The sequence below is a fragment of the Ornithinimicrobium cavernae genome (assembly GCF_003121625.1).
GTDB classification, from domain to species: domain Bacteria; phylum Actinomycetota; class Actinomycetes; order Actinomycetales; family Dermatophilaceae; genus Ornithinicoccus; species Ornithinicoccus cavernae.
In genome coordinates this window covers 154,513-177,890 of sequence record NZ_QDDJ01000003.1, presented here as the reverse complement: position 1 = coordinate 177,890, position 23,378 = coordinate 154,513, and the positions used below count along the sequence as shown (strand labels likewise).

General features: G+C 71.8%; 22 protein-coding genes. 5 read left to right on the top strand and 17 right to left on the bottom strand.

Going from position 1 to position 23,378, the window contains the following annotated elements:
• Positions 1-5: 5 nt before the first annotated feature.
• Together DA085_RS04205 and DA085_RS04200 are read right to left on the bottom strand one after the other, a co-directional pair.
• On the bottom strand, positions 6-1,082 hold the full coding sequence (locus DA085_RS04205) for a sigma-70 family RNA polymerase sigma factor (protein WP_109471685.1): 1,077 nt from the start codon (positions 1,080-1,082) through the stop codon (positions 6-8).
• A gap of 123 nt (positions 1,083-1,205) precedes the next feature.
• Positions 1,206-2,279 (bottom strand): Gfo/Idh/MocA family protein, encoded by a 1,074-nt coding sequence (locus tag DA085_RS04200; protein WP_237565301.1) that lies wholly within the window; start codon positions 2,277-2,279, stop codon positions 1,206-1,208.
• A 132-nt stretch (positions 2,280-2,411) separates the two neighbouring features.
• Between DA085_RS04200 and DA085_RS04195 the strand changes: the two genes are divergently transcribed.
• Positions 2,412-3,026 carry a class I SAM-dependent methyltransferase gene (locus DA085_RS04195; RefSeq protein ID WP_109471683.1) on the top strand — a complete coding sequence of 205 codons (615 nt, stop codon included), beginning with the start codon at positions 2,412-2,414 and terminating at the stop codon, positions 3,024-3,026.
• Between the two features lie 45 nt (positions 3,027-3,071).
• Here the strand turns inward: DA085_RS04195 and rraA are convergent, their stop codons facing one another.
• From rraA to DA085_RS04160, 7 genes are all read right to left on the bottom strand, one after another.
• On the bottom strand, positions 3,072-3,578 hold the full coding sequence (gene rraA, locus DA085_RS04190; protein WP_109471682.1) for a ribonuclease E activity regulator RraA: 507 nt from the start codon (positions 3,576-3,578) through the stop codon (positions 3,072-3,074).
• Between the two features lie 27 nt (positions 3,579-3,605).
• Positions 3,606-6,278: an aconitate hydratase AcnA gene (gene acnA, locus DA085_RS04185; protein WP_109471681.1), complete on the bottom strand. Its 2,673-nt coding sequence runs from the start codon at positions 6,276-6,278 to the stop codon at positions 3,606-3,608.
• Positions 6,279-6,384: 106 nt separating this feature from the next.
• Positions 6,385-7,053, bottom strand: coding sequence for a GntR family transcriptional regulator (locus DA085_RS04180; protein WP_109471822.1), 669 nt, complete (start codon positions 7,051-7,053; stop codon positions 6,385-6,387).
• Between the two features lie 63 nt (positions 7,054-7,116).
• The gene (locus DA085_RS04175; protein WP_109471680.1) at positions 7,117-7,530 is read right to left on the bottom strand and encodes a universal stress protein; all 414 of its coding nucleotides are present in this window, start codon (positions 7,528-7,530) and stop codon (positions 7,117-7,119) included.
• Between the two features lie 10 nt (positions 7,531-7,540).
• Entirely contained in the window at positions 7,541-9,049 is a 1,509-nt protein-coding gene (locus DA085_RS04170) for a tripartite tricarboxylate transporter permease (RefSeq protein WP_109471679.1), read from the bottom strand.
• Positions 9,050-9,559, bottom strand: a complete 510-nt coding sequence (locus DA085_RS04165) for a tripartite tricarboxylate transporter TctB family protein (protein WP_154402090.1) — start codon at positions 9,557-9,559, stop codon at positions 9,050-9,052.
• Complete coding sequence (locus tag DA085_RS04160; RefSeq protein WP_109471677.1) at positions 9,556-10,566, bottom strand: tripartite tricarboxylate transporter substrate binding protein; 1,011 nt, start codon at positions 10,564-10,566, stop codon at positions 9,556-9,558. Before DA085_RS04160 ends, DA085_RS04165 begins: the two co-directional genes overlap by 4 nt.
• A 234-nt stretch (positions 10,567-10,800) precedes the next feature.
• Between DA085_RS04160 and DA085_RS04155 the strand changes: the two genes are divergently transcribed.
• From DA085_RS04155 to DA085_RS04145, 3 genes are all read left to right on the top strand, one after another.
• Positions 10,801-11,013: a dodecin gene (locus DA085_RS04155; RefSeq protein ID WP_109471676.1), complete on the top strand. Its 213-nt coding sequence runs from the start codon at positions 10,801-10,803 to the stop codon at positions 11,011-11,013.
• Positions 11,014-11,094: 81 nt separating this feature from the next.
• On the top strand, positions 11,095-13,167 hold the full coding sequence (locus tag DA085_RS04150; protein WP_109471675.1) for an MMPL family transporter: 2,073 nt from the start codon (positions 11,095-11,097) through the stop codon (positions 13,165-13,167).
• Positions 13,168-13,212: 45 nt separating this feature from the next.
• Positions 13,213-13,710 carry a hypothetical protein gene (locus DA085_RS04145; RefSeq protein WP_109471674.1) on the top strand — a complete coding sequence of 166 codons (498 nt, stop codon included), beginning with the start codon at positions 13,213-13,215 and terminating at the stop codon, positions 13,708-13,710.
• Between the two features lie 76 nt (positions 13,711-13,786).
• Here the strand turns inward: DA085_RS04145 and DA085_RS04140 are convergent, their stop codons facing one another.
• The 8 genes from DA085_RS04140 to DA085_RS04105 all read right to left on the bottom strand — a co-directional run bounded on the left by DA085_RS04140 (position 13,787) and on the right by DA085_RS04105 (position 21,974).
• A complete protein-coding gene (locus tag DA085_RS04140) occupies positions 13,787-14,209 on the bottom strand; it encodes a GtrA family protein (protein WP_109471673.1) in 423 nt (140 codons plus the stop codon).
• A complete protein-coding gene (locus DA085_RS04135) occupies positions 14,196-15,158 on the bottom strand; it encodes a glycosyltransferase family 2 protein (RefSeq protein ID WP_109471672.1) in 963 nt (320 codons plus the stop codon). The genes DA085_RS04140 and DA085_RS04135 overlap by 14 nt, the downstream gene beginning before the upstream one ends.
• A gap of 197 nt (positions 15,159-15,355) precedes the next feature.
• Positions 15,356-16,201, bottom strand: coding sequence for an ABC transporter permease (locus tag DA085_RS04130; protein ID WP_109471671.1), 846 nt, complete (start codon positions 16,199-16,201; stop codon positions 15,356-15,358).
• Entirely contained in the window at positions 16,201-17,193 is a 993-nt protein-coding gene (locus DA085_RS04125) for an ATP-binding cassette domain-containing protein (protein ID WP_109471670.1), read from the bottom strand. Before DA085_RS04125 ends, DA085_RS04130 begins: the two co-directional genes overlap by 1 nt.
• A gap of 203 nt (positions 17,194-17,396) precedes the next feature.
• Positions 17,397-18,245: an aldo/keto reductase gene (locus tag DA085_RS04120; RefSeq protein ID WP_109471669.1), complete on the bottom strand. Its 849-nt coding sequence runs from the start codon at positions 18,243-18,245 to the stop codon at positions 17,397-17,399.
• 10 nt (positions 18,246-18,255) lie between these two features.
• Positions 18,256-18,753: a hypothetical protein gene (locus tag DA085_RS04115; RefSeq protein ID WP_109471668.1), complete on the bottom strand. Its 498-nt coding sequence runs from the start codon at positions 18,751-18,753 to the stop codon at positions 18,256-18,258.
• Between the two features lie 32 nt (positions 18,754-18,785).
• Entirely contained in the window at positions 18,786-20,957 is a 2,172-nt protein-coding gene (pabB, locus tag DA085_RS04110) for an aminodeoxychorismate synthase component I (protein WP_202619097.1), read from the bottom strand.
• Between the two features lie 12 nt (positions 20,958-20,969).
• The gene (locus DA085_RS04105; protein ID WP_109471666.1) at positions 20,970-21,974 is read right to left on the bottom strand and encodes a pirin family protein; all 1,005 of its coding nucleotides are present in this window, start codon (positions 21,972-21,974) and stop codon (positions 20,970-20,972) included.
• A gap of 317 nt (positions 21,975-22,291) precedes the next feature.
• On the opposite strand from DA085_RS04105, the gene DA085_RS04100 reads away from it, so the two are divergent.
• A complete protein-coding gene (locus DA085_RS04100) occupies positions 22,292-23,263 on the top strand; it encodes a hypothetical protein (protein ID WP_109471665.1) in 972 nt (323 codons plus the stop codon).
• Positions 23,264-23,378: the final 115 nt, after the last annotated feature.

The window sequence follows — 23,378 nt, the reverse complement described above, 5'->3', positions numbered from 1 at the left end:
AGTCATCATCCTCTCTTGATCCACTTGGTCATCTTCACTGTCGTTCCGTTGCCCTGACTCGACTCGACGAGGAACTCGTCCATCAGCCGCCGCGCTCCCGGGAGCCCGAGACCGAGCCCTTCGTCGGTGCTGTACCCGTCCTGCAGGGCCCTGTCCACATCGGGGATGCCTGGTCCCGTGTCGCGGACGATGACACGGATGCCGCGACGTGGCCTGTCCAGGAGTCGCACGCTGACCTCGCCGTTGTCGGCGAACCTCACGATGTTGCGGGCCATCTCCGACACAGCGGTCGCGATCAGGGTCAGATCGACCCCGTCGAAGCCCGCCCGAGCGGCCAGCTCTCGGGCCCGGTGCCGTGCGGTGACGATGTCGGCTGCCTCCGCGATCGGCACGTGCGCCTCGTCAGACCGCACAGGGCCACGCTCCACCAGCGGCTCGCTCAGACGCGCGCAGAGCGGACACTCCAGGAGGTGGCGCTCGGTGTCCAGTTCGTCCTGGCGACGTCGGTCGGCGCCGGAGAGCGCCACGAGCACAGCGCGGCAGCGGTCGCTGGGCGGCTCGACATCGTCGAGCGCCAACAGGTACTCGACCCGGAGTCGCGCGCGGATGCGCTTGAGCCGCGCGGCGACTGCTCCCGCTGTCGAGTCAGCCGCCTCCGCGAGGGACCGGGTGTCCTGGCCCGTGACCTCGTGCGCCAGGAGCAGTCTCCGCTCGTCCTCGGACAGCTGCGCCAGCGCCCGCCCCACCGCCGCGGTCTGCTCGGTGGCGATGACGACGTCATCCGCCCCGTCAGGCCGCCCAGGATCGAACAGTCGGTGGGCGTTACGGACGGCGCGATCGCCCTGGCGCCACAACGAGGCCACGACGTTGCGGGCGGTCGCGATCGCGTAGGGCTCCAGCATGCCTGGCTCGATGCGCTCCCTCGCTGCCAGCACGCGCGCCAGAGTCTCCTGAACCAGGTCCTCGGCCTGGGGGTGGGAACCCACACGCGCCCGGACGACGCGGCGGAGCACCGGGATGAGTGCCTCGACCTCCGCAGCATCCGTCGGCCCCTCGCGATCGCTCGCACGTGCGGTGGTCACTCCACGAGGCTACGCCGGGATCCGAGAGCACGAGATCTCGATCGTTGCCCCCTCTGGAGAGCGACAAAGGGGCACTGCCAGCGCGATGAACGCCCGGCGTGCAGGTCGGATCGCCACCTCGCCTCAGGAGTGGAGGGTGCCCTCGTCCAGCCGCACGACCGTGCCCTCGGCCGCAGAGCGCCGAGCTGCGTCCAGGACCTCGAGGACGGTGATGGCCTCCCGCATCGTGACCGGCGGAGAGTCGTCGGCGAGGACGGTCCGGGCCACGCCCCGGTAGAAGGCTCCGTAGTCGCCGGGGAGGGTCGGCACGACCGCGACCCGGTCGCCGGCCCGCAGGCTCCCCCACTCGCCGTCCCCGACCGTGCCCCACGAGGGCTCGGTCGGCCGACGGCCGGCGGCGAGCGCGGCCTCCTGCGGGTCCAGCGCGGTCACGCCGACGTACGTCGCGTCCCGACCGACGACGTGGAAGCGCGGCATCGGCCCGCCCACCGCCAGGCTCATCGTCAGGTGGGCGACCGCGCCCCCGGCGAAGGTGAGGGCCAGGAAGGCGTCGTCCACCGTACGGGCGCCGGCCCGGCGTGTCCCGAGCTCAGCATAGACCGTCGTCGGGCGACCCAGCAGGAGCAGGGCCTGGTCGATGACGTGGGGGCCGAGGTCGAAGTGCACCCCGGCCGCGGCACCCGGGTCGGGGTCCTCCTTCCAGGCCTTCTCCGGCGCGGGGGCGGGGTCCGGCCGCCACCGCTCCCACCGGATCTCCACGCGCTGCAGGGGTCCCAGCCGCCCCTGACTCACCAGGTCGCGGACCGTGCGGAAGTCCCCGTCCCAGCGGCGGTTGTGGAACGGGAAGCACACGCGCTGCTGCTCGGCGGCGACCGCGGCCACCGCCCGCGCCTCCGCCGCGCCTGGCGCCACCGGCTTGTCCACGACGACGTGGCGGCTGGAGCGCAGGACGGCCAGGGCCAGGGGCACGTGGGTGGCGTTGGGGGTGGTCACCACCACCAGGTCGAGATCGGCCCGTGCGAGCAGCTCGTCGACCGACCCGACGACCTCGGCGTGCGGGTGCCGCTCGCGCACGAGGGCGCGCCGGTGCGGGTCGGTGGTGACGACGGCGACCAGCTCGAGCTCGGGGTCCGCCTCGATGAAGGGCGCATGGAACACGGAGCCGCCCAGGCCGTAGCCGACGAGCCCCACTCTCACCCTCGTCGACGGTCCGCCCGGTCGCCTCTCTGCCATGCCCGATGGTCGCACGGCACGGCGGTCCCGACGCACCTCCCCACCGCTGGATGGAGACGGTCACCGTCGCGGTCCGACCCGGCCTACCCTGGTCCAATGGTTGAGCAGAGCGGCTGGATGCGGCAGGTTGCCGAGGACCCCGAGCACTCCGTGAGGTATGTCGACCGGTTCCGTCAGCTCGCGGCCGACGGTGTCGATGTGGTCGGCGAGGCGCGGCTGGTCGACGCGATGGCGCCACGGGGCGCCCGCATCCTGGACGCCGGGTGCGGACCGGGCCGCATCGGCGGGCAGCTGCACCGCCTCGGCCACACCGTGGTCGGGGTGGACGTCGACCCGGTCCTGGTCCGCGCGGCCGAGGAGGACCACCCCGGGCCGACCTGGGTCACGCAGGACCTGGCGCTGCTCGACCTGCCGGCCCACGGCATACCCGAGCCGTTCGACGTGGTCGTCAGTGCCGGAAACGTCATGGCGTTCCTCGCACCCAGCACCCGGCAGGAGGTGCTCGGCCGCCTGCGCGCCCACACCGCCCCCGAGGGACGGGTCGTGGTCGGCTACGGCGCCGGCCGGGGGTACCCGTTCGAGGAGTTCCTCACGGACGCCGCCGCGAGCGGGCTGCGGCCCGACCTGCTGCTCTCCACCTGGGACCTGCGGCCGTTCAGCGACGACGCCGAGTTCCTCGTCGCCGTCCTGCGCCCCGTCGGACACCCGTAGCCCCACCCGACATGGAGCGCGGGTGGCGGGGTCACTCGCGACGGCTCACGACCGGTGTGGCGGTCCCCCACGGTGCACGACCACCCCGTCGGCATCGACAGCGACCCAGTCACCCGGTTCGAACCGGGCACCACCGAAGGACACCGGCACATCGCGCTCACCATCGGTCTCCTTGCGGCTGCGCCGCGGGTTGGAGCCGAGGGCCACCACCCCCAGGTCGACCCCTGCGAGCGCCTCCACGTCGCGCACCGCACCGTGGATGATGATGCCGGCCCAGCCGTTCGCCGCGGCGCGGGCGGCGAGCAGGTCGCCGAGCAGTGCGACCCGGGTGGACCCGTCACCGTCCACCACGATGACGCGCCCCTCACCCGGCTCGTCCAGGAGGGCCTTGAGGCCGCGGTTGTCCTCGCGCGCCCGCAACGTCACGATCCTTCCCGCGAACCGACGGCGCCCGCCGTAGCGGTGGAGGGGGAGGTCGCAGCTGTCGAGCTGGTCGCCGTACTCGTCCCACAGGTCGGCGGTGGCCGGCACGTCACCAGGTGTCGGGGTCATGGAGATCTCCTTCTGCTGCTCTGAGGGTCATCGGGCATCGGGTGGAGGGCCGGCGGCCGCGCGGACCTGCTGCAGCACGTAGGGCAGCAGGCCCCCGGCGAGGTAGTAGTCGCGCTCGCGCGCCGTGTCCAGGCGCACCCGGACGTCGAACTCGGTCACGCGCCCGGTGTCCGGGTGGGTGGCCGTCACCGTGGCGGCCCCGGCTACGAGGTCACCCGGTGGGCCGGAGACGTCGAGGACCTCCAGTCCGTCGAGCCCGAGGCTGGTCGGGTCCTGTCCGTCCCGGAACTCCAGCGGCAGCACGCCCATGCCGACGAGGTTGGAGCGGTGGATCCGCTCGAAGGACCGCGCGATGACGGCCCGGACGCCGAGCAGTGCGGTCACTTTCGCCGCCCAGTCGCGCGAGGAGCCGGTGCCGTACTCGTGCCCACCGAGGACCACGAGCGGGACCCCCTCAGCGGCGTATCGGCGTGCCGCCGTCGGGACCTCGACCACCGGCCGGTCGACGTCTGTGAGGTCCAGGGTCCGGCCGCCGGGAGCGTCGGGGACGAGGTGGTTGACCAGGCGTGCGTTGCCGAAGCCGCCGAGCTCCATGACCTGCCAGTTGCCGCGTCGCGACGCATAGCTGTTGAGGTCCCGGAGCTCGACCCCCTGCCCCATCAGGAAGCGACCGGAGGGACTGGTGCTCGGGATCCGACCCGCCGGGCAGATGTGGTCGGTGGTGACAGAGTCGCCGAGCAGCTCCAGGACTCGCGCGCCCCGGATCCGACAGGAGGCTCCTGCGGCAGACGCCCCGGCCTCGGTCGTGGGATCCCCCGGTTCGGCCCGCCGAACGAACGGGGGCGGTTGCAGGTAGGTCGACGACGGGTCCCAGCTGAAGGTCGGTCCGGTGGGCGCGTCGAGGGCTCGCCAGTTCTCGTCGCCGTCGAAGAGGGTGGCATAGGCGCGGGTGAACATCTGAGGCGTGAGCGCACCGCGGGCGGCCTCGGCAACCTCTCCGTCGGTGGGCCAGATGTCGGCCAGCAGCACCGGCCGGCCCTCGGCGTCCTCCCCGAGCGGCTGGGTGCTCAGGTCGATGTCGGTGGTTCCGGCGAGCGCGAACGCCACCACGAGCGGCGGTGACGCGAGAAAGTTGAGCGAGACGTCGTTGTTGATGCGTCCGTCGAAGTTGCGGTTGCCGGACAGCACCGCGGCCGCGGCGAGCCCCTCCTCACGCACGAGTCTGGTCATCTCCGGGAGCAGGTCGCCGGAGTTGCCGATGCACGTCATGCAGCCGTATCCGACCAGGCCGAAGCCCAGCTGTTCGAGCGGGCCGACGAGGCCGAGGTCGGTGAGGTAGTCGGTCACGACCGTGGACCCGGGGGCGAGACTCGTCTTGACCCAGTCGGGGACCCGCAGCCCGCGGTCGACGGCGTTCCGCGCGAGCAGCCCCGCGGCGATCATGACGGCCGGGTTGGACGTGTTGGTGCAGGAGGTGAGGGAGGCGATCGCCACCGCGCCGTGGCCCGGCACGGGCCAGGCCTTCGGCACGTCCCCACCGGGCGTCGCCGCCGCGACGGCCTGCGGCATCCGTTCCAGCGGGACCCGGTCCTGTGGGCGGCGGGGCCCGGCCAGGGCGGGACGGACGTCGTCGAGGTCGAGCGTGACCACTCGGCTGAACTCCGGCGCCCGGTCGGGGTCGTGCCACATCTGCTGGGCATCGAAGTAGTCACGCACCAGGCGCACCTGGCCCGCGTCCCGGCCAGTCAGCGTGAGGTAGTCCACCAGTCGCTCGTCCGGCGGGAAGATCGCGCAGGTCGAGCCGAACTCCGGGCTCATATTGGCGATCGTGCAGCGGGTCTCAACGGTCGTGGAAGCGACTCCGGGGCCGAAGAACTCGACGAACGCTCCGACGACGCCGGTCTGCCTCATCCGCTCGGTCAGGGTCAGGACGAGGTCGGTGGCAGTGACGCCGGGCCGCAGCTGTCCCTGCAGCGCCACCCCGACGACCGGCGGCACCAGCATCGACACGGGCTGCCCGAGCAGGGCCGCCTCGGCCTCGATGCCGCCGACCCCCCAGGCCAGGACCGCCAGGCCGTTGACCATCGTCGTGTGCGAGTCGGTGCCCGCCACGGTGTCCGGGAAGACCAGGCCGTCACGGGTGGTCACGACGTCGGCGAGGTACTCGATGTTGACCTGGTGCATGATCCCGGCGCCGGGGGGCACGACGCGCAGGCTCCTGAAGGCCTGTTGCCCCCACTTGAGGAAGCGGTAGCGCTCGGCGTTGCGCTCGTACTCCCGCCGCACGTTCAGCTGCGGTGCGTCGGGCCGCGCAAAGAAGTCGGTCACGACGGAGTGGTCGACCGTCATGTGAGCGGGCAGGCGGGTGTCGATGACCTCCGGCGGCAGACCCTCGGCCGTCGCGGCGTCGCGCATCGCGGCCAGGTCGGTCAGGACCGGCACGCCGTTGGTGTCGTGAAGGAAGACCCGGCTGGGGTGGAAGGCGATCTCGGGTGCTCCCGGCTCGGCACCAGCAGCTCCGACCAGGGAGGCGACCTGGCCCGCGGACACCAGGCCCGTGTGCTGGTGCCGGAGCAGGTTCTCCAGGACGACCTTGAGGCTGAACGGCAGCCGCTCCGAGCCAGGCACCTCGGGCACCGGGAAGTAGCCGTGCCGGGAGCCGCCGGACACGAGGAGGGACTGCTCGGGGAGCCGGATCATCGCTGTCGTCCTACGGGTCGGGTCTGGGTATGGATGCCCCGGAGGGACGGGCGCTACGGTCCGACCGCCTCCGGGCGTGTGGGTGAGGCCTCTGCCGCCCCGGTCGTCAGGCCTCGGCCTCGAGCGCCTCCAGGGCGCGGCGCCCCAGGCTGCTGGCGACGTGGCGCGTCATGGCCTCGGCAGCCTCCTGTGCCTGGCCGTCGATGACGGCCGTGGCCAGCGCGGCGTGCTCCTCTCGCACACGCTCCACGTCGATCGGCTCAGCCGAACGCACCCGCAGGCCGAGCTGCCGGTAGCGGTCTGCCTTGTCCCACAGTCCTTCCAGGACCTCCACGAGCAGGGGGTTGGCCGAGGCTGTGTACAGGGCGCGGTGGAAGGCCCGGTGGGCGGCGAACGCCTCCACGCCGTCCCCCGCGGTCAGTGGCTCGAGGGTCTCCAGTGTCCCGGTGATCCGGCCGATGTCCTCCGCTGACCGGCGCTGCGCCGCGAGCTCGACGGCGAGCGGGTCGAGGCGGTGCCGCACCTCGTACAGGCTGCGGGCCTCACTCGCCGTGAGCTCGGTGATCCGTGCGTTGCGGTGGGTGTCCAGTCTCACCAGGCCCTCGGTCGCCAGCCGCTTGAGCGCCTCGCGCACAGGGGTGGTGCTCATCGACAGCTCGGCGGCGAGGACCTCCTGGTTGACGGTCGTGCCCGCCTGGAGCTCGTCGGCGAGGACGCGCCGCTTGATCTCGGAGTAGGCGTACTCGCTCTTGCTGAACACCGGACGCGACGACATCGCTCTGTCCACTCCCTTCGTCCCGACGGTCGGCCGGGGAACCAGCACGTTACCCGTGAGCATCTAGCGGTCTGTGTCCTTGACCAGGAGCACCTCGGCGTCAGCCTCCATGAGCACCCGTTGGGCGGTGCTGCCCATGATCAGCTTGCCGATGCTGGAGCGGTGCCGGGTCGCCAGGACGATGAGCTCTGCGCCCAGGGCGTCGGCGCGGTCGAGGATGATCGTGGCGACGTCGGGTCCGATCGGTTGCTCGACGACCGCGTCGACACCCGCCTCGCCCGCGCGCCCGGTCATGTCCGCAAGATCCGAGGGCCTGGCGTGGTGTGGGTCGACCAGCGACTCGCCCGTCGAGGCGTTGAGGATGACGAGCCGGGCGCCCCGCCAGCCCGCCTGCCGGACGGCGGCCTCAAAGGCGGCGCCGGCGGACTGGTTCGGACTGTGGGCAAGCACGACGACCGGTGGGGTTGGGGTGGACAACGGTGGCCTCCTAGGGGGCGGGTGTCAGACTGCCGCGACGGGAGCGACCCACGACACCGGCCAGAGCCGGGCCGAGGATCAGCGCCGCGCAGGCGACGTAGACGACGATGGAGAACGGGCTGGACACCAGGATGCCCAGGTCGAACTGGCTGATCTGGAGGGCGCGACGCAGCTGGCCCTCGGCGATGGGACCGAGGATCAGCCCGATGATCGCGGGGGCGACGGGCCATCCGTAACGGCGCATCACAAAGCCGAGCAGACCGATGCCGAACAGCAGGCCGACATCGATCGGTGAGAGGTTGACGATGTAGGAACCGAGCGCGGCGAACACCATGATCCCGGCGTACAGGTAGGGGCGGGGGATCTGCAGCAGCTTCACCCACAGCCCCACCAGCGGCAGGTTGAGGACGAGGAGCATCAGGTTGCCGATGTAGAGGCTGGCGAGGAGTGCCCACACCAGGTCACCACTGTTGGCGAACAGGGCTGGCCCGGGCTGCAGGCCGTACTGCCGGAAGACCACGAGGAGGATCGCTGCGGTGGCCGAGGTCGGGATGCCGAGGGTGAGCAGCGGCACCAGCACGCCGGCGGCAGCTGCATTGTTGGCGGCCTCGGGACCTGCGACACCCTCGATCGCGCCCTTGCCGAACTCGTCCTTGTGCTTGGACAGCCGGCGCTCCGCGGCGTAGGAGAGCATCGTCGGGACCTCGGCTCCACCCGCCGGGATGGTGCCGAACGGGAACCCGAGCGCTGTGCCACGCAGCCAGGGGGCCCAGGAGCGGCGGAAGTCGTCCCTGGTGAACCACCGTCCGCGGACGGTCAGCAGCTCCACCGGGGCGCGGCGCAGGTGTGCCGCCACCCAGAGGGCCTCGCCCACCGCGAAGAGCGCCACGGCCACGATCACCACGTCGATGCCGTCGGCCAGGTGCGGCAGGCCGAAGGTGAAGCGGCTCTGCCCCGTGAGCTGGTCGACGCCGATGAGACCGATCGCCAGGCCTACGAAGAGGCTGGCCAGCCCGCGTGCCCGGCTGGAGCCGAGCACGGCGGAGACGGTGACGAAGGCCAGCACCATGAGGGCGAAGTAGTCGTGCGGCCCGAGCTTGATGGCCCACCTGGCGAGGAGGGGGGCCAGCATCGTGAGGAGCAGGGTCCCGATCGTGCCGGCCACGAAGGACCCGAGGGCGGCCGTGGCGAGGGCCGCCGCGCCGCGCCCCGCCTTGGCCATCTTGTTGCCCTCGATCGCCGTCATGACGGACGCGGCCTCGCCGGGGGTGTTGAGCAGGATCGCGGTCGTCGAGCCCCCGAACATGCCTCCGTAGTAGATGCCGGCGAACATGATGAGCGCACCGGTCGCGTCGAGCGAGAACGTCAGCGGCATGAGCAGCGCCACCGTCATCGCGGGCCCGATGCCCGGAAGCACGCCGACAGCCGTGCCGACGAGCACGCCGAGGAAGGCGTACAGCAGATAGACCGGGTGCAGGGCTGCCTGGAACCCCTCCAGCAGGAGGGAGAAGTTCTCCACCTAGATCACGGCCTGGAGCAGGCCGTTCGGGACGTAGATGCCCAGCCCGCGGGTGAAGAGGAGGAAGACAACCAGCGGGAGGACGATGCTGATCAACAGCAGCAGCCGCCAGTTGCGACTGCCCAGGGTCCAGGCCACGCCGCCGAAGAACAGGATGGTGGCCAGCAGGTAGCCCAGGGGTTCCAGCAGCAGCACGTAACCGACCAGGATCGCGGCCAGCAGCCCCAGGGTGGTCCAGCTGGTGCCGGTGTCGAGGTCGATGTCCTCGCCGGCCTCGGCCTCGGCACGGTCGCCGCGGAGCACCGCCACCACGAGCCAGAGCCCGACGAGGGCGAGCCCGGCGCCGACGGCGTAGGGAAACACCCGCGGACCCGGTCCGTGGTCAGTGGGCGGGACCGGGATCCCCTGGGCGCTGAGGAGCATGTAGAGGCCGACGCCGACGAGGCCGGCGGCCAGGACGATCTCGCCCCTGCCGCTGGCCCGGTCGGTGTCGTTGTCCGACACGCTCACAGCAGTCCGATCGTCTTCAGCGTCTCCTCGATCTGCACGGTCTGCTCGTCAAAGAAGGCTGCGGCCTCGTCCCCGGTGCGGAAGTCATCGCCCCAGCCGTTGGTCTCGAGCTGCTCCTGCCAGGCCTCGGAGTCGTGCAGCTTCGTGAGCATCTCCGTGATGGCAGTCTTCTGCTCGTCGGTGGTGCCGGGAGGAGCGACGATGCCGCGCCAGTTGCCGAAGGTCACGTCGACGCCCTGCTCGGTGAAGGTCGGCGCGTCGAGCGACTCCAGCCGCTCCGGTGCGGTGACCGCCAGCACGCGCAGGTCGCCACTGTCGATCTGGGCCGCCCACTCCTGCGGGTTGGAGATCCCAGCGGCGACCTGGCCACCGAGGATGGCTGCGAGCGCCTCGCCACCCCCGCTGAAGGGCACGTAGTTGACCTTGGTGGGGTCGACCTCGATCGCCTCTGCATAGAGACCTGCCGTGATGTGGTCACTGCCACCGGCCGAACCGCCGGCGATGGAGTTGCCGCCCGGGTCGGCCTTGAACGCCTCGGTGAAGTCCTCGAGGGTCTCGTAGGGCGAGTCCTTGGGAACCACGAGGACGTGGTGCTCAGAGGTGATCGTGGCGATCGGAACGACGTCCTCGAGGGTCGTGTCGGACTTGTTGGTCTGGATCGCGCCGACCATGGTGGCGCCCATCACCATCAACTGGCCCTCCTTGTCGTCCGTCGCGAAGCGGGCCAGGCCGATCGTGCCGCCCGCGCCCTCGATGTTGATGACCTGGACGTCGCTGGCCAGGCCTTCGCCCTGCGCGACCTGGGCCAGTGACCGGGCGGTGCCGTCCCACCCGCCGCCGGCACCTGCCGGCGCGATGATCTCGAGCGAGCCGCCTGGCGGGTAGGCAGCGGCCTCACCGTCGGACTGCGTGTCTGGGGCGTTCTGGCCGCAGGCCGAGAGCGCGATCACTGCGGCCGCCGTGACGGCGATCACGCGGGCAGGTGGGACGAGGCGTGGGAACTTCATTGGACCGGGATCCTCTCCGAAGGGAAACGTAGGAGGAACCTACAGCCTATAGGCTATCTGAGCAAGAGACGCCCGGGGCAGCGAGCCGCAGCGGGTCGTCGCCGCGGCGGATCCGGCCCTCACCAACGTGGGGCCTGCACACGCGCCCGACTGCTGTTGCCGAACGGCTCAACCGGGCTACGTTGGTGACACAGCCGGGCGACCGGCGTCCGGCGCGACGCCAGGAGGCACCCCATGGCCAATCACGTGTATGCCGTCTCGGAGCTCGTCGGCAGCTCCCCCGACGGCGTGGAGGCGGCGGTCAACAACGCGATCGCCTCTGCGAAGCAGACCGTGCGCAACCTCGACTGGTTCGAGGTGACCGAGATCCGCGGCCACCTCGGCGAGGACGGCCAGGTGGCGGACTGGCAGGTCGGCCTGAAGCTGGGCTTCCGCGTCGAGAAGTAGCTCGACCCGACCGGCGCTTGTCGACAGGGGCCCTCTGCGCATAAGGTTAGACAAAGGCTAGCCAACATCTCAGGGGGCATCATGCGGACGGTCGCTCGGGGACCCGTCGGGGTCGTGACCGGACGCCGCAGCGCCTGGGTCGTGGTGCTCCTGGGCCTGTTGCTGGGTGCGGGCGTGATCGTCGGCCTGGGCGAGGCCGACCGCGAGCCGAGCCCGACGGACTCGTTACCTGTGGGCTACGCGTCGACGCGGGCGGTGGAGCTCCAGGAGCGCCTACCCACCGAGGACACCGCGACGGCGATCATCCTGTTCACCGCCGACAGTGGCATCGGTGACTCGCTGGCCGCGCTGGAGCAGGTCGTCGCCGGTCTCGACACCGGTGTGCCTGGGCCGCCCGCCCTTGTGCAGCCCGCGGAGGACGGCACCGCGGCGCTGGCCGTGGTGAACGTCCCGGCCGCGACGGCCACCGAGGTCGCGACCTCGGTCACCGAGCTGCGCACAGGCCTGCGCGAGTCGGCACCCGAGGGCGTCGGCGTGCAGGTCACCGGGCCGGCCGCCGTGCGCGCCGACCTCACGGAAGTGTTCGCCGGTGCCAACACCACGCTGCTGGCCTTCACCGCCTCCGTGGTCGCGGTGCTGCTGCTCCTCACCTACCGCAGCCCGGTCCTCTGGCTCGTCCCGCTCGCCGTGGTCGGGCTCGCGGACCGGGCGGCCGCGATCCTGGCTACGCAGGTGCTGGCGGCCGTGGACGTGCCGTGGGACGAGTCCACGATCGGCATCCTGTCGGTGCTCGTGTTCGGGGCCGGCACCAACTACGCGCTGCTGCTCATCTCGCGCTACCGCGACGAGCTGCGCACCCACGAGAACCGCCACGAGGCGATGGCCCGCGCCCTGCGCCGCACGTCAGAGGCGGTCCTGGCCAGCGCCGCCACGGTGGTGGTCGGCGTGCTGACCCTCCTGCTCTCGGTGTTCCCGAGCACCCGTGGCCTCGGGGTCGCCAGCGCGGTCGGCATCGTCGTGGCGGCGGCGTTCGTCCTGCTCCTGCTTCCGGCCGCCCTGGTGCTCTGCGGACGCTGGGTCTTCTGGCCCAGGGTGCCCCACGTCGGCGAGGAGGGGCAGGCCGGCCGCCGCTCCACCTGGCGCCGGGTCGGTGACCGCGTGGCCGCCCGACCCGGGACCTTCATCGGAGGCACCCTCACCCTGCTCGCGGCGATGGCGTTCGGGCTGACCCAGCTGCAGCTCGGTCTGCCGTCCTCCGAGCAGTTCACCGACGAGCCGGAGGCGATCACTGCGGCCGAGCGCCTGGCCGAGTCCTTCCCCGGAGGCGCCGCGGACCCCACCACCGTCGTGACCGCCACCGAGGACGAGCAGGCCGTCGAGCAGCTGGTGGCGGACCTGCAGGCCGTCGGCAGCGTCGGCTCGGTCAGGGTCAGCGGTCAGGGCGGTGGGGTGACCCAGCTCAGCGTGGTGCTCACCACGGAGCCCGGCTCCGAGGACGCCCGCGCTGCGCTCGCGCAGGTGCGTGCAGCCTCCGCGGACCTTCCCGAGACCTACGTGGCCGGCACCGCCGCCCAGGCCGTCGACGAGTCCGGTGCCAGCTCGCGCGACCGCGCGGTGCTGCTGCCGATCATCCTCGGACTGGTCCTGCTGGCCCTGGTGGCGATCCTCCGCTCCGTCCTGGCACCGGTGCTCCTGGTGGCCAGCGTCATCGCCAGCTTCTGCGCGGCGCTCGGGGTCTCCTGGTGGCTGTTCACCAGCATCCTGGGCTTCAGCGGCCTCGACCCGATCGTGCCGCTCTACTCGTTCCTGTTCCTCGTCGCGCTCGGGGTCGACTACAACATCTTCCTCATCACCCGCACGCTGGAGGAGGCGCGCGCGGTCGGCACCCGGGAGGGCGTGCTGCGTGCCCTGGCGGCCACCGGCGGCGTCATCACCAGCGCGGGCATCCTGCTCGCCGCGGTCTTCGCCGTGCTCGGGGTGCTGCCCCTCGTGGTGCTGGCCCAGGTGGGGGCCGTGATCTGCATCGGCGTGCTGCTGGACACCCTGCTGGTGCGCACCGTCCTGGTCCCCGCCATCGTGCTCACCCTGGGGGAAGGTTTCTGGTGGCCGCGCCGCGTGGACCCGGTGGGCGCAGGACGGCACCGTCCCGACTGAGGCAAACCGCTGGCGCCGCCTGGGCGGTGGGACAACACTGTCGTCATGGAGTGGGCGGTGCTGGCCCTGGCCCTGGTGCTCGTCCTGGGGCTGGGGCTCGCACGCGCCCTCCGCGACCGGCGGCAGCGCGCCGCGGCCCGGCGGCCGGAGCGGCACCGTCACCGCCCCGGGGACCCCGAGCTCACCCCCGAGGACGAGGTCGAGCTGGAGCGCGAGCTCGCGGCCGTGGAGCGTGAGGGCGCGCACACGCTGGAGGCGCTGCTCGACCTGCGACTGCGGGTCCTGGTCTCGCGTCGCGTCCCCCTGCGGGCCATCCGACCCGCCCCCGGCCCCCACACCGGGCGTCTCGCCTTCGCGGACAGCACGGTCCTGCTGGCCCGGGCACGCCGACCCGGCGAGCTCTACCGCCTGGCGCTCACCGTCCCCGACCACGCGATCGTCATCGAGTCGTGGTCCCACGAGGAGGACGGCACGGTGCTCCGGTTCGTCTGGCCCGAGGACTCCGCCGAGCTCCTGGTGATCGGCCTGGACCAGGCCGACTGACCTGGCCGTATGCAGAGGGGCCGGGTCCGCGGGACCCCGCCACTCCGCATACCTCCCCCTGTGCCGGCTGACCGGCTCAGCCCGCGTGACGGAAGGTCCACAGCGAGTTGATGAGGTAGTTGCTCAACGGGATCAGGACGAGGGCGACCGCCTGGACCAGGACGTAGTGGACGCTCAGGACCTCGGTGCCCAGGGCGAGCACGGCGGCGTTGAGCAGCAGGCCCACGGCGGTCGCGACGAGGAAGCGCGGCAGGGTGGTGCGGTGGGCGGCCGTGGAGGAGAAGACCCAGGCCTTCTGCAGGGAGTAGGACACGACGATGCTCAGCACGAAGCCGATCGTCGAGGCGACCACCGGCGACGCGAGCCCCGTCTCGACGAGCACGGTGAGCGTCCCGACGTGCGTGAGCGCGCTGAGTCCCCCGGCGACGGCGTAGCGCAGGAGGCGGCCGCCGCTGAGCAGGCCGTTGCCGGTGACCGCCCTGCCCTCACCGCCGGGCATCGGGCTCCCGGTCCGGCGGGGACGAGCGGGCCACGAGGTAGCGGGGCCGGTTCTTGACCTCGTCGTGGATCCGCGCGAGGTACTGACCGACGATGCCGAGGCCGAGCAGGATGAACGTGCCCTGGATGAGCAGCAGCAGGATGACGGTCGTGAAACCGGTGACGGCGTCGCCCTGCAGGAAGCGCACCAGCGTCTGCACACCGAGGACCACGGCGAACACCGCAAACAGAGCGGCGCCGATCGTCACCAGGTGCAGCGGCGCCGGCGTGAAGGACGTGATGCCGTTGAGCGCCAGCCGCAGCAGCGCCCGGAACCCCCACCGGGACCGGCCGGTGACCCGGGGGTCGACGCGGAACGGCACCTGCTCCCTGGGGAAGCCGATCCAGGTGCTCGTGCCACGGAAGAACGTCGTCCGCTCCGGCAGCGCGAGCAGCGCGGTGACCGCCCGCCGGGAGAGCAGTCGGTAGTCGGAGGCACCGACCAGGTCCACGCCGGTCAGTCGCTCGAACACCCGGTTGAAGAGCGTGGAGGCGAGCCGCCCCCCGAGGGCCTGGCCGGTGCGGTCCAGCTTGACGGCTTCGACCACCTCCGCCCCGGCGCGCCAACGGGCCACGAGCTCGGGCAGCAGGGCGGGCGGGTGCTGCAGGTCGGAGTCCATGACGATCACCGCGTCGCCGCGCGCGGCCTCGAGCCCGGCCACGATGGCCGACTCCTTGCCGAAGTTGCGCGACAGCCCGACGCCGCGCACCCGCGGGTCCCTGGCGTGCGCGCGCTCGATCTCGGCCCACGACCCGTCCCGTGAGCCGTCGTCGACCAGGACGATCTCGAACGAGTCCGCCACCGGCTCCACCGCCCGGACGACCCGCTCGACAAGGGCGGCCAGGCCGGCTTCCTCGTCGAACACCGGGCTGACGATCGACACCTCGGGTCGGTCGGAACGGGAGCTCATCTCTTCCTCCTGGCCAGGCCCGGTAGGTCCCCGGGAGCACTCGAGCGGTGAGCCCTGGCCCTCCCTGTCACCGTGGACGGGCTCAGGATACGCGGGCGCCGCCTGGGGCGGGCCCGGCGCGCCAGGGCCGGACCCCCAGCCCCACGTCGAGGGGCCGGGTCTCGCGGACCCGGCCCCTCGGCATACCCCACCTGTCGTCAGGCGGAGGTGCGGCGGAACCGTGCGATCGACAGCGGCGCGAAGACCGCGACGATGACGACCGTCCAGATCAGGGTGTAGAGCACCGGGTTCTGCAGCGACCAGGGGTCGGAGGTTACGGCGGCCGGGCTGGTGTTGCCGAACAGCTCACGGGCTGCCTGCGTCACCGTGGACACGGGGTTCCACTCCGCGAAGACCCGCAGCGGCGTCGGGAACGTCTCCAGCGGCACGAAGGCGTTGGAGATGAAGGTCATCGGCATGATGACGATGAACGAGGCGTTGTTGATCACCTCGACACTGGGCACCAGCAGGCCGACGTAGGCCATCACCCAGCTGAAGGCGTAGGCGAAGACCAGCAGCAGGGCGAAGCCGGCCAGGGCGTCGATCGCCGAGTTGCGGATCCGCCACCCGACCAGCAGGCCGGTCAGGGCCATGATGATCAGCGTCAGCACGTTGTAGACGACGTCCGAGGCGGTGCGCCCGATGAGCACGGCCGCGCGGGACATCGGCAGGGACCGGAACCGGTCGATGATGCCCTTCTGCATGTCCTCGGCCAGCCCCGCGCCGGTGAACGTCGAGCCGAACACGACGGTCTGGGCGAAGATGCCACCGATCAGGAACTCGCGGTAGCCCTCCGGGCTGCCGGACACGCTGATGGCGCCGCCGAAGACGTAGGCGAACAGCAGCACGAACATGATCGGGCTGATCAGGATGAACACCAGGATCTCCGGCACCCGCTTGATCTTGATCAGGTTGCGCTTGGCGATGACCCAGCTGTCGCTGAGCACGCTGGCCGGTGTCGTGGACCGCCGCGGTGTCTCCGGGCGGGTCAGGGTCGCGGTCATCAGGATCCCTCCTTGGTGCCGACCAGCTCACGCTCGTCGGTCTGCTCGTGCTCCTCGGCCACGTGGCCGGTCAGCTCGAGGAAGACGTCGTCCAGGGTGGGTCGGCGCAGCCCGATGTCGACCACCTCGACCCGCGCCTCCTCCAGCTGTCGGAGGACCTGCGCCAGGGCGTGCTGGCCGGAGTCGACCCGGGCGCCCATGGTCCTGCCGCTCTCGGACCGCTGCACCTCGCTGGTGGCAACGGTGGCCAGCGCCGCGAAGGCGGCCCGGCTGTCGGTCGCGTCGCGCAGCACGAGCTCGACCCGCTCTCCTCCGACCTGGCTCTTCAGGTCGTCGGCGGTGCCGTGGGCGATCGCCCGGCCGCGGTCGATGACGATGATGTCGTCCGCCAGCTGGTCGGCCTCCTCGAGGTACTGCGTCGTCAGCAGCAGCGTGGCGCCGCCGCCCACGAGCTCGCGGATCACGTCCCACATCTCCTGGCGGGCCCGCACGTCCAGGCCCGTCGTCGGCTCGTCGAGCACCAGCACGGGAGGCTCCGCGACCAGGGCCGCCGCCAGGTCCAGCCTGCGGCGCATGCCCCCGGAGTAGGTCTTGGACGGGCGGTCACCGGCCTCGGCGAGGCTGAACCGCTCGAGCAGCTGCCGCGCCCGGGCCCGGGACCGAGCCCGACCGAGGCCGTAGAGCCGACCGACCATGTCGAGGTTCTCGAAGCCGGTCAGGTGCTCGTCGACGGCGGCATACTGCCCCGACAGGCCGATCCGTGAGCGCACGCCCTGCGGGTCCCTGGTCACGTCGATGCCGGCCACCACGGCCCGGCCCTCGTCCGGCCGGAGCAGCGTCGTCAGGATGCGGACCGCCGTCGTCTTGCCCGCTCCGTTGGGCCCGAGGAGACCGAGCACGGTCCCCTCGGGCACGGTCAGGTCCAGCCCGTCCAGGGCCGTCACCTCGCCATACCGCTTGACCAGTCCCCTGGCCTCGATGATGTCACTCATGTGCACTCCCTCGTCCGTCCCAGCCTCCAGGTAGACACGGCCGGGTCTGGAAACTCATCGGATCTCCCGCCACGATCAGCGTCGGCCGGGCGCCGGTGAGAGCCTCATTCCGAGTATGGCGCGGGGCACTGACAGTGTGGGTCGGGGCACAGAACGGCCCGGGCACCCTCGGGCACCCGGGCCGCGCAGGCGACGGTATGCCGTCAGCTGCGGACCTGCGTGAAGGCGGCGGTGGCCGGGTCGGCACCGATGCGCTCGTCGGTGTCGAGCGCGCTGATGGCCCCCATGTCCTCGTCGGTCAGCTCGAAGGAGAACAGGTCCAGGTTGCTGGTGATCCGCTCTGGAGTCACCGACTTGGGGATGACGATGGTGCCCTGCTGGACGTGCCAGCGCAGCACCACCTGGCCGGCGGTGACGCCGAGGCGCTCGGCGACCGCCGTCACCGCCGCGTCGTTGAGGTCCTTGCCCTGCCCGAGCGGTGAGTAGGCCTCCACCGCGATGCCTGCCGCACACGTGGCGTCCTGGGTGTGCGGCTGCTGGAACGTGGGGTGGATCTCGATCTGGTTGACGGCGGGCACGATGTCGGTCTCGGCGAGCAGCCGCTCGAGGAACTGCGGGAGGAAGTTGGAGACGCCGATCGCGCGGACCGCGCCCTGCGCATACAGCTTCTCGAAGGACCGCCAGGTCTCGATGTACTGGTCGGCGCTCGGGTAGGGCCAGTGGATCAGGTACAGGTCCACGACGTCCAGGCCCAGGGCCCTGCGGCTGTTCTCGAACGCCGTCAGGGCGGTCTCGGCGCCCTGGTCGCCGTTGCGCAGCTTGGTGGTGACAAAGATGTCCTCGCGGGGCAGCCCGCTCGCCCGGACCGCGGCGCCGACACCGGCCTCGTTGTAGTAGGCCGCGGCCGTGTCGATGTGCCGGTAACCGGCCTCGAGGGCCTGCTCGACCGCCTGCTGGGTCTGGTCATCCGGCACCTGGAAGACGCCGTAACCCACCTGGGGAATCGTCACGCCGTTGTTGAGCTCGATGCTGGGGATGGTGGTGTCCGTCATGGCGACGAGCCTACGTGTCAGCGACGCGGCTGTTGCCCGTCGGGCCACGCGGCACGACGGTGAGCTCCACCACCTCGTCCTCCCGGTCCGGTCCGACGACCCGCACCGGCATGCCCGGGTGCGCGGTCGCGAACCAGAAGGTGCGGGTGCCCTCCTCCCGACGCACGGCATACCGACGACACCTGAGGGCGCCGAGTGGCCCGGTGATCGTCTCCTCACCGAGCTCGGTAGTCGCGGACGGAAAGGACGCATGGCCCTGCAGCTCGACCCAGGTCGCGCGTGCCCGGCTCACCGGGCCGGTGGGCGTCCCGTCGCGGCCACCCTCCCAGGACTCCAGGGTGACGCCCTCGGCGTCTCCGTCCACGAAGGTGGTGGTGTGGAAGCTGACGCCCGCGCCACGGGTCGACGCGACCGTCACCCGCAGACCGTCCCGGCAGCTTCTGCGGATCTCCTCCGCAGTGAACGGGGTGGGCGCGTGTCCCTCCTGCAGGATCCGCCCGTCCGTCATGAGCCCATGATCCACCCGTCGCACCTCCGGCGTCATGGAATGCGCCGACTGTCGGCCACCGTGGCCTCGCCGAGCGCCCGGGTGAGGGCCTCCGCCTTGACCAGCGTCTCGGCATACTCCTCCTCGGGGTCGGAGAGGGCGGTGATCGCGCCGCCGACGCCGAACTCGGCCACCCCCTCGGTGAGGGTGACGGTGCGGATCACGATCGACAGGTCCATCGCCCCGTCGAGCCCGATCCAGCCGAGCGCGCCCGAGTAGACCCCACGCGGGCCCCCCTCCAGCCGGTCCAGGATCTCCATCGTGCGCACCTTCGGCGCCCCGGTCATCGACCCACCCGGGAAGCAGGTGCCGATCACGTCGAGACAGTCCATGCCTTCCGCGAGCTGTCCGCGGACGGTCGACACCAGCTGGTGCACGGTGGCGTAGGTCTCGACCTCGAAGGCGGCCGGCACGTGCACCGACCCCGAGCGGCACACCCGGTGCAGGTCGTTGCGCAGCAGGTCGACGATCATCAGGTTCTCGGCCCGGTCCTTGACCGACGTGCGCAGCTCCGCCACCAGGGCCGCGTCGTTCGCCGGGTCGCTGCCACGGGGCCGCGTCCCCTTGATCGGCCGCGCCTCCACGAGCCCCTCCGCGGACACCGAGACGAACCGCTCCGGCGAGGCGCTGATCACGGTGGGGCCCGGGCCGCGCAGCCACGCGGCGAACGGTACGGGGCTGGCCCTGCGCATCGCTCCCGCGAGTGCGGTCTCGTCGACCGGCCGGGACCACGTCACGGTGTTGGTCAGGCAGATCTCATAGGACTCGCCGGCACGGATCTCCTTCTGGCACTGGGCAATCAGGGACAGATAGGCATCCTTGGTATGCCGAGGGGTCGGCTCGTCCGGCCCGTCACCTCCCGCAGCACTCTCGTGGGTCCGGCCGCCGGTCCGCTGCCCCTCGCCGGTCCGGCGCTCCTCCACACCGCGCAGCGCCCGCCGCACGTGCTCGACCCAGGCGTCCTGCTCCGAGCGGGTCTCGCTGTCCCACAGCCAGACCGCGTGGACCTCGCCGACCTCGTGGTCGACGACGAGGGCTCGGTCGGCGAGGACGAACCTGGCGTCGGGGAACGGCGAGGTGTGCGTCGCCGCCCCGCCCGTCTCGGCCTTGAGCTCATAGCCCAGGTAACCCACGAGGCCGGGACGGAAGGCGGTGGGCAGGTCCACCTCGCCCTCCATGCTGAGGCGGCTCCGCAGCAGCGCCAGGTTGGCCAGCAGCGATCCCTCCAGGTGCTCGCCCGTGGACAGCTCTGTGCCGGAGCCGACCCGGTGGGTGAGGACGTAGGACAGTGGCCCCGAGGCGTCGCCGAGCACCGAGCAGCGCACGGCCGGCGGCAGCGGCGGCGCCCCCGACGGGCTGCCCAGGGCAGTCGTGGAGGCGTCGAGCCAGAAGGCGGTCGGGCTGTCGGCATACAGCGCCTGGTGCAGCGACCACGTGTCGCGCACCGTTCCCACCCGCTCCGACGCGAGCCGCACGACGCGCGCCGCGTGGCTGGCCGGGACCACGTGCCGGTGGACGTCCCCGACCGCCACGGCAGGGTCGCCCTCCACCGCCGCGGGGTCCCCGGCCGGTGACGTCACGGAGGAGGCGAGTCCCGCCATACGCAGGAAGTTGGTGACCACCCGCGCACCGTGCTCGGACAACACGGACTCGGGGTGGAACTGCACGCCCCAGCGCCGTGCGGACGGGTCCGCGAGCGCCATCACCACTCCGTCGTCGAGGGCGCGGGCGGTCACGACCAGCGGGGACGAGGCGGCCGGCCTGACCTCCAGGGAGTGATAGCGCACGACGGGGAACGGCGAGGGCACGCCCTCGAAGAGCCCGGTCCCCTCGTGCAGCACCTCACTCACCAGGCCGTGCACGGGCTCCGCGAGCTCGACGACGGCATCGCCCGACAGGTGGGCCATCCCCTGGTGCCCGAGGCACACCCCCAGCACCGGGACCTCCCGCTGCCGCAGGGCGAGGGTGCTCAGCCCCATGTCGGAGGCCTGCTGCGGCCGTCCCGGGCCGGGGCCGACGACGATCGCGTCGAACGCGCGGAGGGCGCCCGCCGGGTCCTCGAGCGGGTGGTCGTGGCGCCACACGGTCGGCGCGTGACCGAGGACGCGGTGCAGCAGGTCGGCGATGTTGTAGGTGAAGCTGTCGATGTTGTCGATCAGCAGCACGCGCGCCAAGCCTCAGCCCCTGGGTCGCAGACGCACCCCTGGCAGGGGAGGCGCGGGCAGCGGGTCACCGTCGTAGGCGAAGCTGCCGAACGGGGTGTCGGCGCCCTGCTCGACCCTGGCCTGCCACTGCTCGCGGGAGCGGGCGACCTCGTCGTGGTCGCGCCCGATGAAGTTCCACCACATGACAATCTGCTCCCCGAAGGGCGTGCCGCCGAGCACGATCACGCGGCCACCGTGCTCGCCGGCGTGGACCTCGACGGTCTCCTGACCCGGCGCGAGGTAGGCCAGGTCGTGCGCCGCGACCTGCTCCGGGCCCACGCAGACGGGGCCGCCGTCGACCAGGATGCCGTGCTCGAAGGTGGGGTCGAGGCGCAGGGTGACGACCGCACCCGGCTGCAGGGTCAGCTCGGCGCCGAGCAGGGGTGAGTATGCCGTGACGTCGGCCTGGATGGGACCGCTCACTGAGGGGTCGTCCACCGAGAGACTGCCGAGGAAGACGGAGACCCGGCCACGCTCCAGCTCGACGGGCTCGGGCACGTAGTGCTGGAAGCCGGGGTCGACGAACCGCGACTCCTCGGGCAGGGCGACCCACAGCTGGACGCCGTGCAGGATGCGCGTGTCCGGCGTCGAGACCTCCGAGTGCGAGACACCCGTGCCGGCGGTCATCAGGTTGAGCTCGCCGGGTCGCACCATCGCCCGCACGCCCGTGCTGTCGCGGTGCTCGATCTCACCGGTGAACAGCCACGAGACGGTCTGCAGACCGGTGTGCGGGTGGGGCGGGACGACCATGCCGCCGGTCTGGTCCACGGTGTCCGGGCCGTAGTGGTCCGCGAAGCACCAGGCACCGATCATGGTCCGCTCGCGCGTCGGCAGCGTGCGCCGCACCAGCATCGCGCGGGGTCCCCCGAGCGGCACCTCCCGCGGGGCGATGACCGTCACCGGCGGTGCAGCCTCGGCGCCGCGGTCAGCGTCAGCGCCGCAGGCGACCTCGGGCGGCGCGACCTCCAGGTTGCTCATAGCCACGACCCTAGCGACATCCTCTCGCGCCGCACACCCTCCTCCGCCCACCGCCAGCGCATACCACCGCCAGCGCACCCCCACCGCCGGCGCTCTGCACTTGACGTCGCATACGACACCTTCTGCAGAGCGGAAGCCCCAGCGACCGCAGAGCACCGCCGCCACCACCGCCAGCGCTCTGCACTTGACGTCGCATACGACACCTTCTGCAGAGCACGTGGGCGCAGAGCCGCCGACGCCGACCCGTGCCATCTCGCGCGGCCGAAGTTATCCACAGGGCAGCGCCACAGGAACCGGAACTTCGCCATGCTGAATCGATGTCTGATCCGCGGCAGGAGTCCCGGACGCCCCGTCCGCGCTTCTCACTACAGAGGGCGAAACGACGTGCCCGGCGTTCCGCCACCGCCCAGGGCGTCGCCTCGGCCTACGGCGGCGTGGCCACACGCCGCATGCTGCGCGCGGCCGGGCTCACCAGCAGCGACATCCGCTCGGAGGTCGAGGCCGGTCGGTGGGCGGTCCTCGGTCGGCACACCCTCGGCATCACCACATCCGAGCTCGCCGGTCAGGCCCGTGCCTGGTGGGCGGTCTGGGAGTCGGGCCCCGGCGCGGTGCTGGACGGTGCGAGCGCACTCCTCGCGGGCGGGCTGACCGGCTGGACCGTCGATCACATCGATGTGACCGTGCCCTGCCGGAACCGCGCACACGCTCTGCCGGGGGTTCGTGTGCACCGCCCCCGCGTCGTCGGACCGGTGATGAGAGGCGGTCTGCCCCGGACCTCACCCGCCGTGGCTGCCGTCCGCGCTGCCGAGTGGGCACGCTCGGACCGACAGGCCGCCACGATCCTGGCGATGGCGGTGCAGCAAAGGCTCCTGCGCACTGAGGACCTGCTCACCCGCTGGCGCGAGGTACGACGCTCGCGACGCCGGCACTTCCTCGACACGATCATCGGCGACATCTGCGATGGCGCACACAGCCTCGGCGAGCTGGACTTTGCGCGACTGTGCCGGATCTACCACCTCCCGATCCCGAGTCGCCAGGTGCGGCGGCGACTTCCCGATGGCAGCGCCTACCTCGATGTCTACTGGGACGGCCCCGGGCTGCACGTCGAGATCGACGGGTCCGGACACTGGGTCGGCCTTGCTCCCGTCCAGGACTCGCTGCGCCAGAACGAGGTCGCGCTGGCGGACGACATGACGTTGCGCATCCCGTTGCTCGGCCTGCGGACCTTCGAGGAGAGGTTCATGGACCAGGTCCGACGGGGCCTCGCCCGGCGTCGCCTGGCCTCCTGACGTCGCACACGACACCGCGCGGGTTCCACGGGCGTGGTCGGGGTGCGCGTCTTCCGCGGAGCAAAGGCGCCAGCGACGTCAGAGCACCACGACCACCACCGCCACCACCGCCGCC

What these genes read in the sequence shown, in the direction of transcription:
- DA085_RS04135 (WP_109471672.1), bottom strand. Translation starts at nt 15,158, where the DNA reads ATGAGCTCCCGTTCCGACCGACCCGAGGTGTCGATCGTCAGCCCGGTG.
- DA085_RS04160 (WP_109471677.1), bottom strand. Translation starts at nt 10,566, where the DNA reads ATGAAGTTCCCACGCCTCGTCCCACCTGCCCGCGTGATCGCCGTCACG.
- DA085_RS04150 (WP_109471675.1), top strand. Translation starts at nt 11,095, where the DNA reads ATGCGGACGGTCGCTCGGGGACCCGTCGGGGTCGTGACCGGACGCCGC.
- DA085_RS04125 (WP_109471670.1), bottom strand. Translation starts at nt 17,193, where the DNA reads ATGAGTGACATCATCGAGGCCAGGGGACTGGTCAAGCGGTATGGCGAG.
- rraA (WP_109471682.1), bottom strand. Translation starts at nt 3,578, where the DNA reads ATGACCCCGACACCTGGTGACGTGCCGGCCACCGCCGACCTGTGGGAC.
- DA085_RS04195 (WP_109471683.1), top strand. Translation starts at nt 2,412, where the DNA reads ATGGTTGAGCAGAGCGGCTGGATGCGGCAGGTTGCCGAGGACCCCGAG.
- DA085_RS04115 (WP_109471668.1), bottom strand. Translation starts at nt 18,753, where the DNA reads ATGACGGACGGGCGGATCCTGCAGGAGGGACACGCGCCCACCCCGTTC.
- DA085_RS04180 (WP_109471822.1), bottom strand. Translation starts at nt 7,053, where the DNA reads ATGTCGTCGCGTCCGGTGTTCAGCAAGAGCGAGTACGCCTACTCCGAG.
- acnA (WP_109471681.1), bottom strand. Translation starts at nt 6,278, where the DNA reads ATGATCCGGCTCCCCGAGCAGTCCCTCCTCGTGTCCGGCGGCTCCCGG.
- DA085_RS04145 (WP_109471674.1), top strand. Translation starts at nt 13,213, where the DNA reads ATGGAGTGGGCGGTGCTGGCCCTGGCCCTGGTGCTCGTCCTGGGGCTG.
- DA085_RS04120 (WP_109471669.1), bottom strand. Translation starts at nt 18,245, where the DNA reads ATGACGGACACCACCATCCCCAGCATCGAGCTCAACAACGGCGTGACG.
- DA085_RS04155 (WP_109471676.1), top strand. Translation starts at nt 10,801, where the DNA reads ATGGCCAATCACGTGTATGCCGTCTCGGAGCTCGTCGGCAGCTCCCCC.
- DA085_RS04130 (WP_109471671.1), bottom strand. Translation starts at nt 16,201, where the DNA reads ATGACCGCGACCCTGACCCGCCCGGAGACACCGCGGCGGTCCACGACA.
- DA085_RS04105 (WP_109471666.1), bottom strand. Translation starts at nt 21,974, where the DNA reads ATGAGCAACCTGGAGGTCGCGCCGCCCGAGGTCGCCTGCGGCGCTGAC.
- DA085_RS04140 (WP_109471673.1), bottom strand. Translation starts at nt 14,209, where the DNA reads ATGCCCGGCGGTGAGGGCAGGGCGGTCACCGGCAACGGCCTGCTCAGC.
- DA085_RS04100 (WP_109471665.1), top strand. Translation starts at nt 22,292, where the DNA reads ATGTCTGATCCGCGGCAGGAGTCCCGGACGCCCCGTCCGCGCTTCTCA.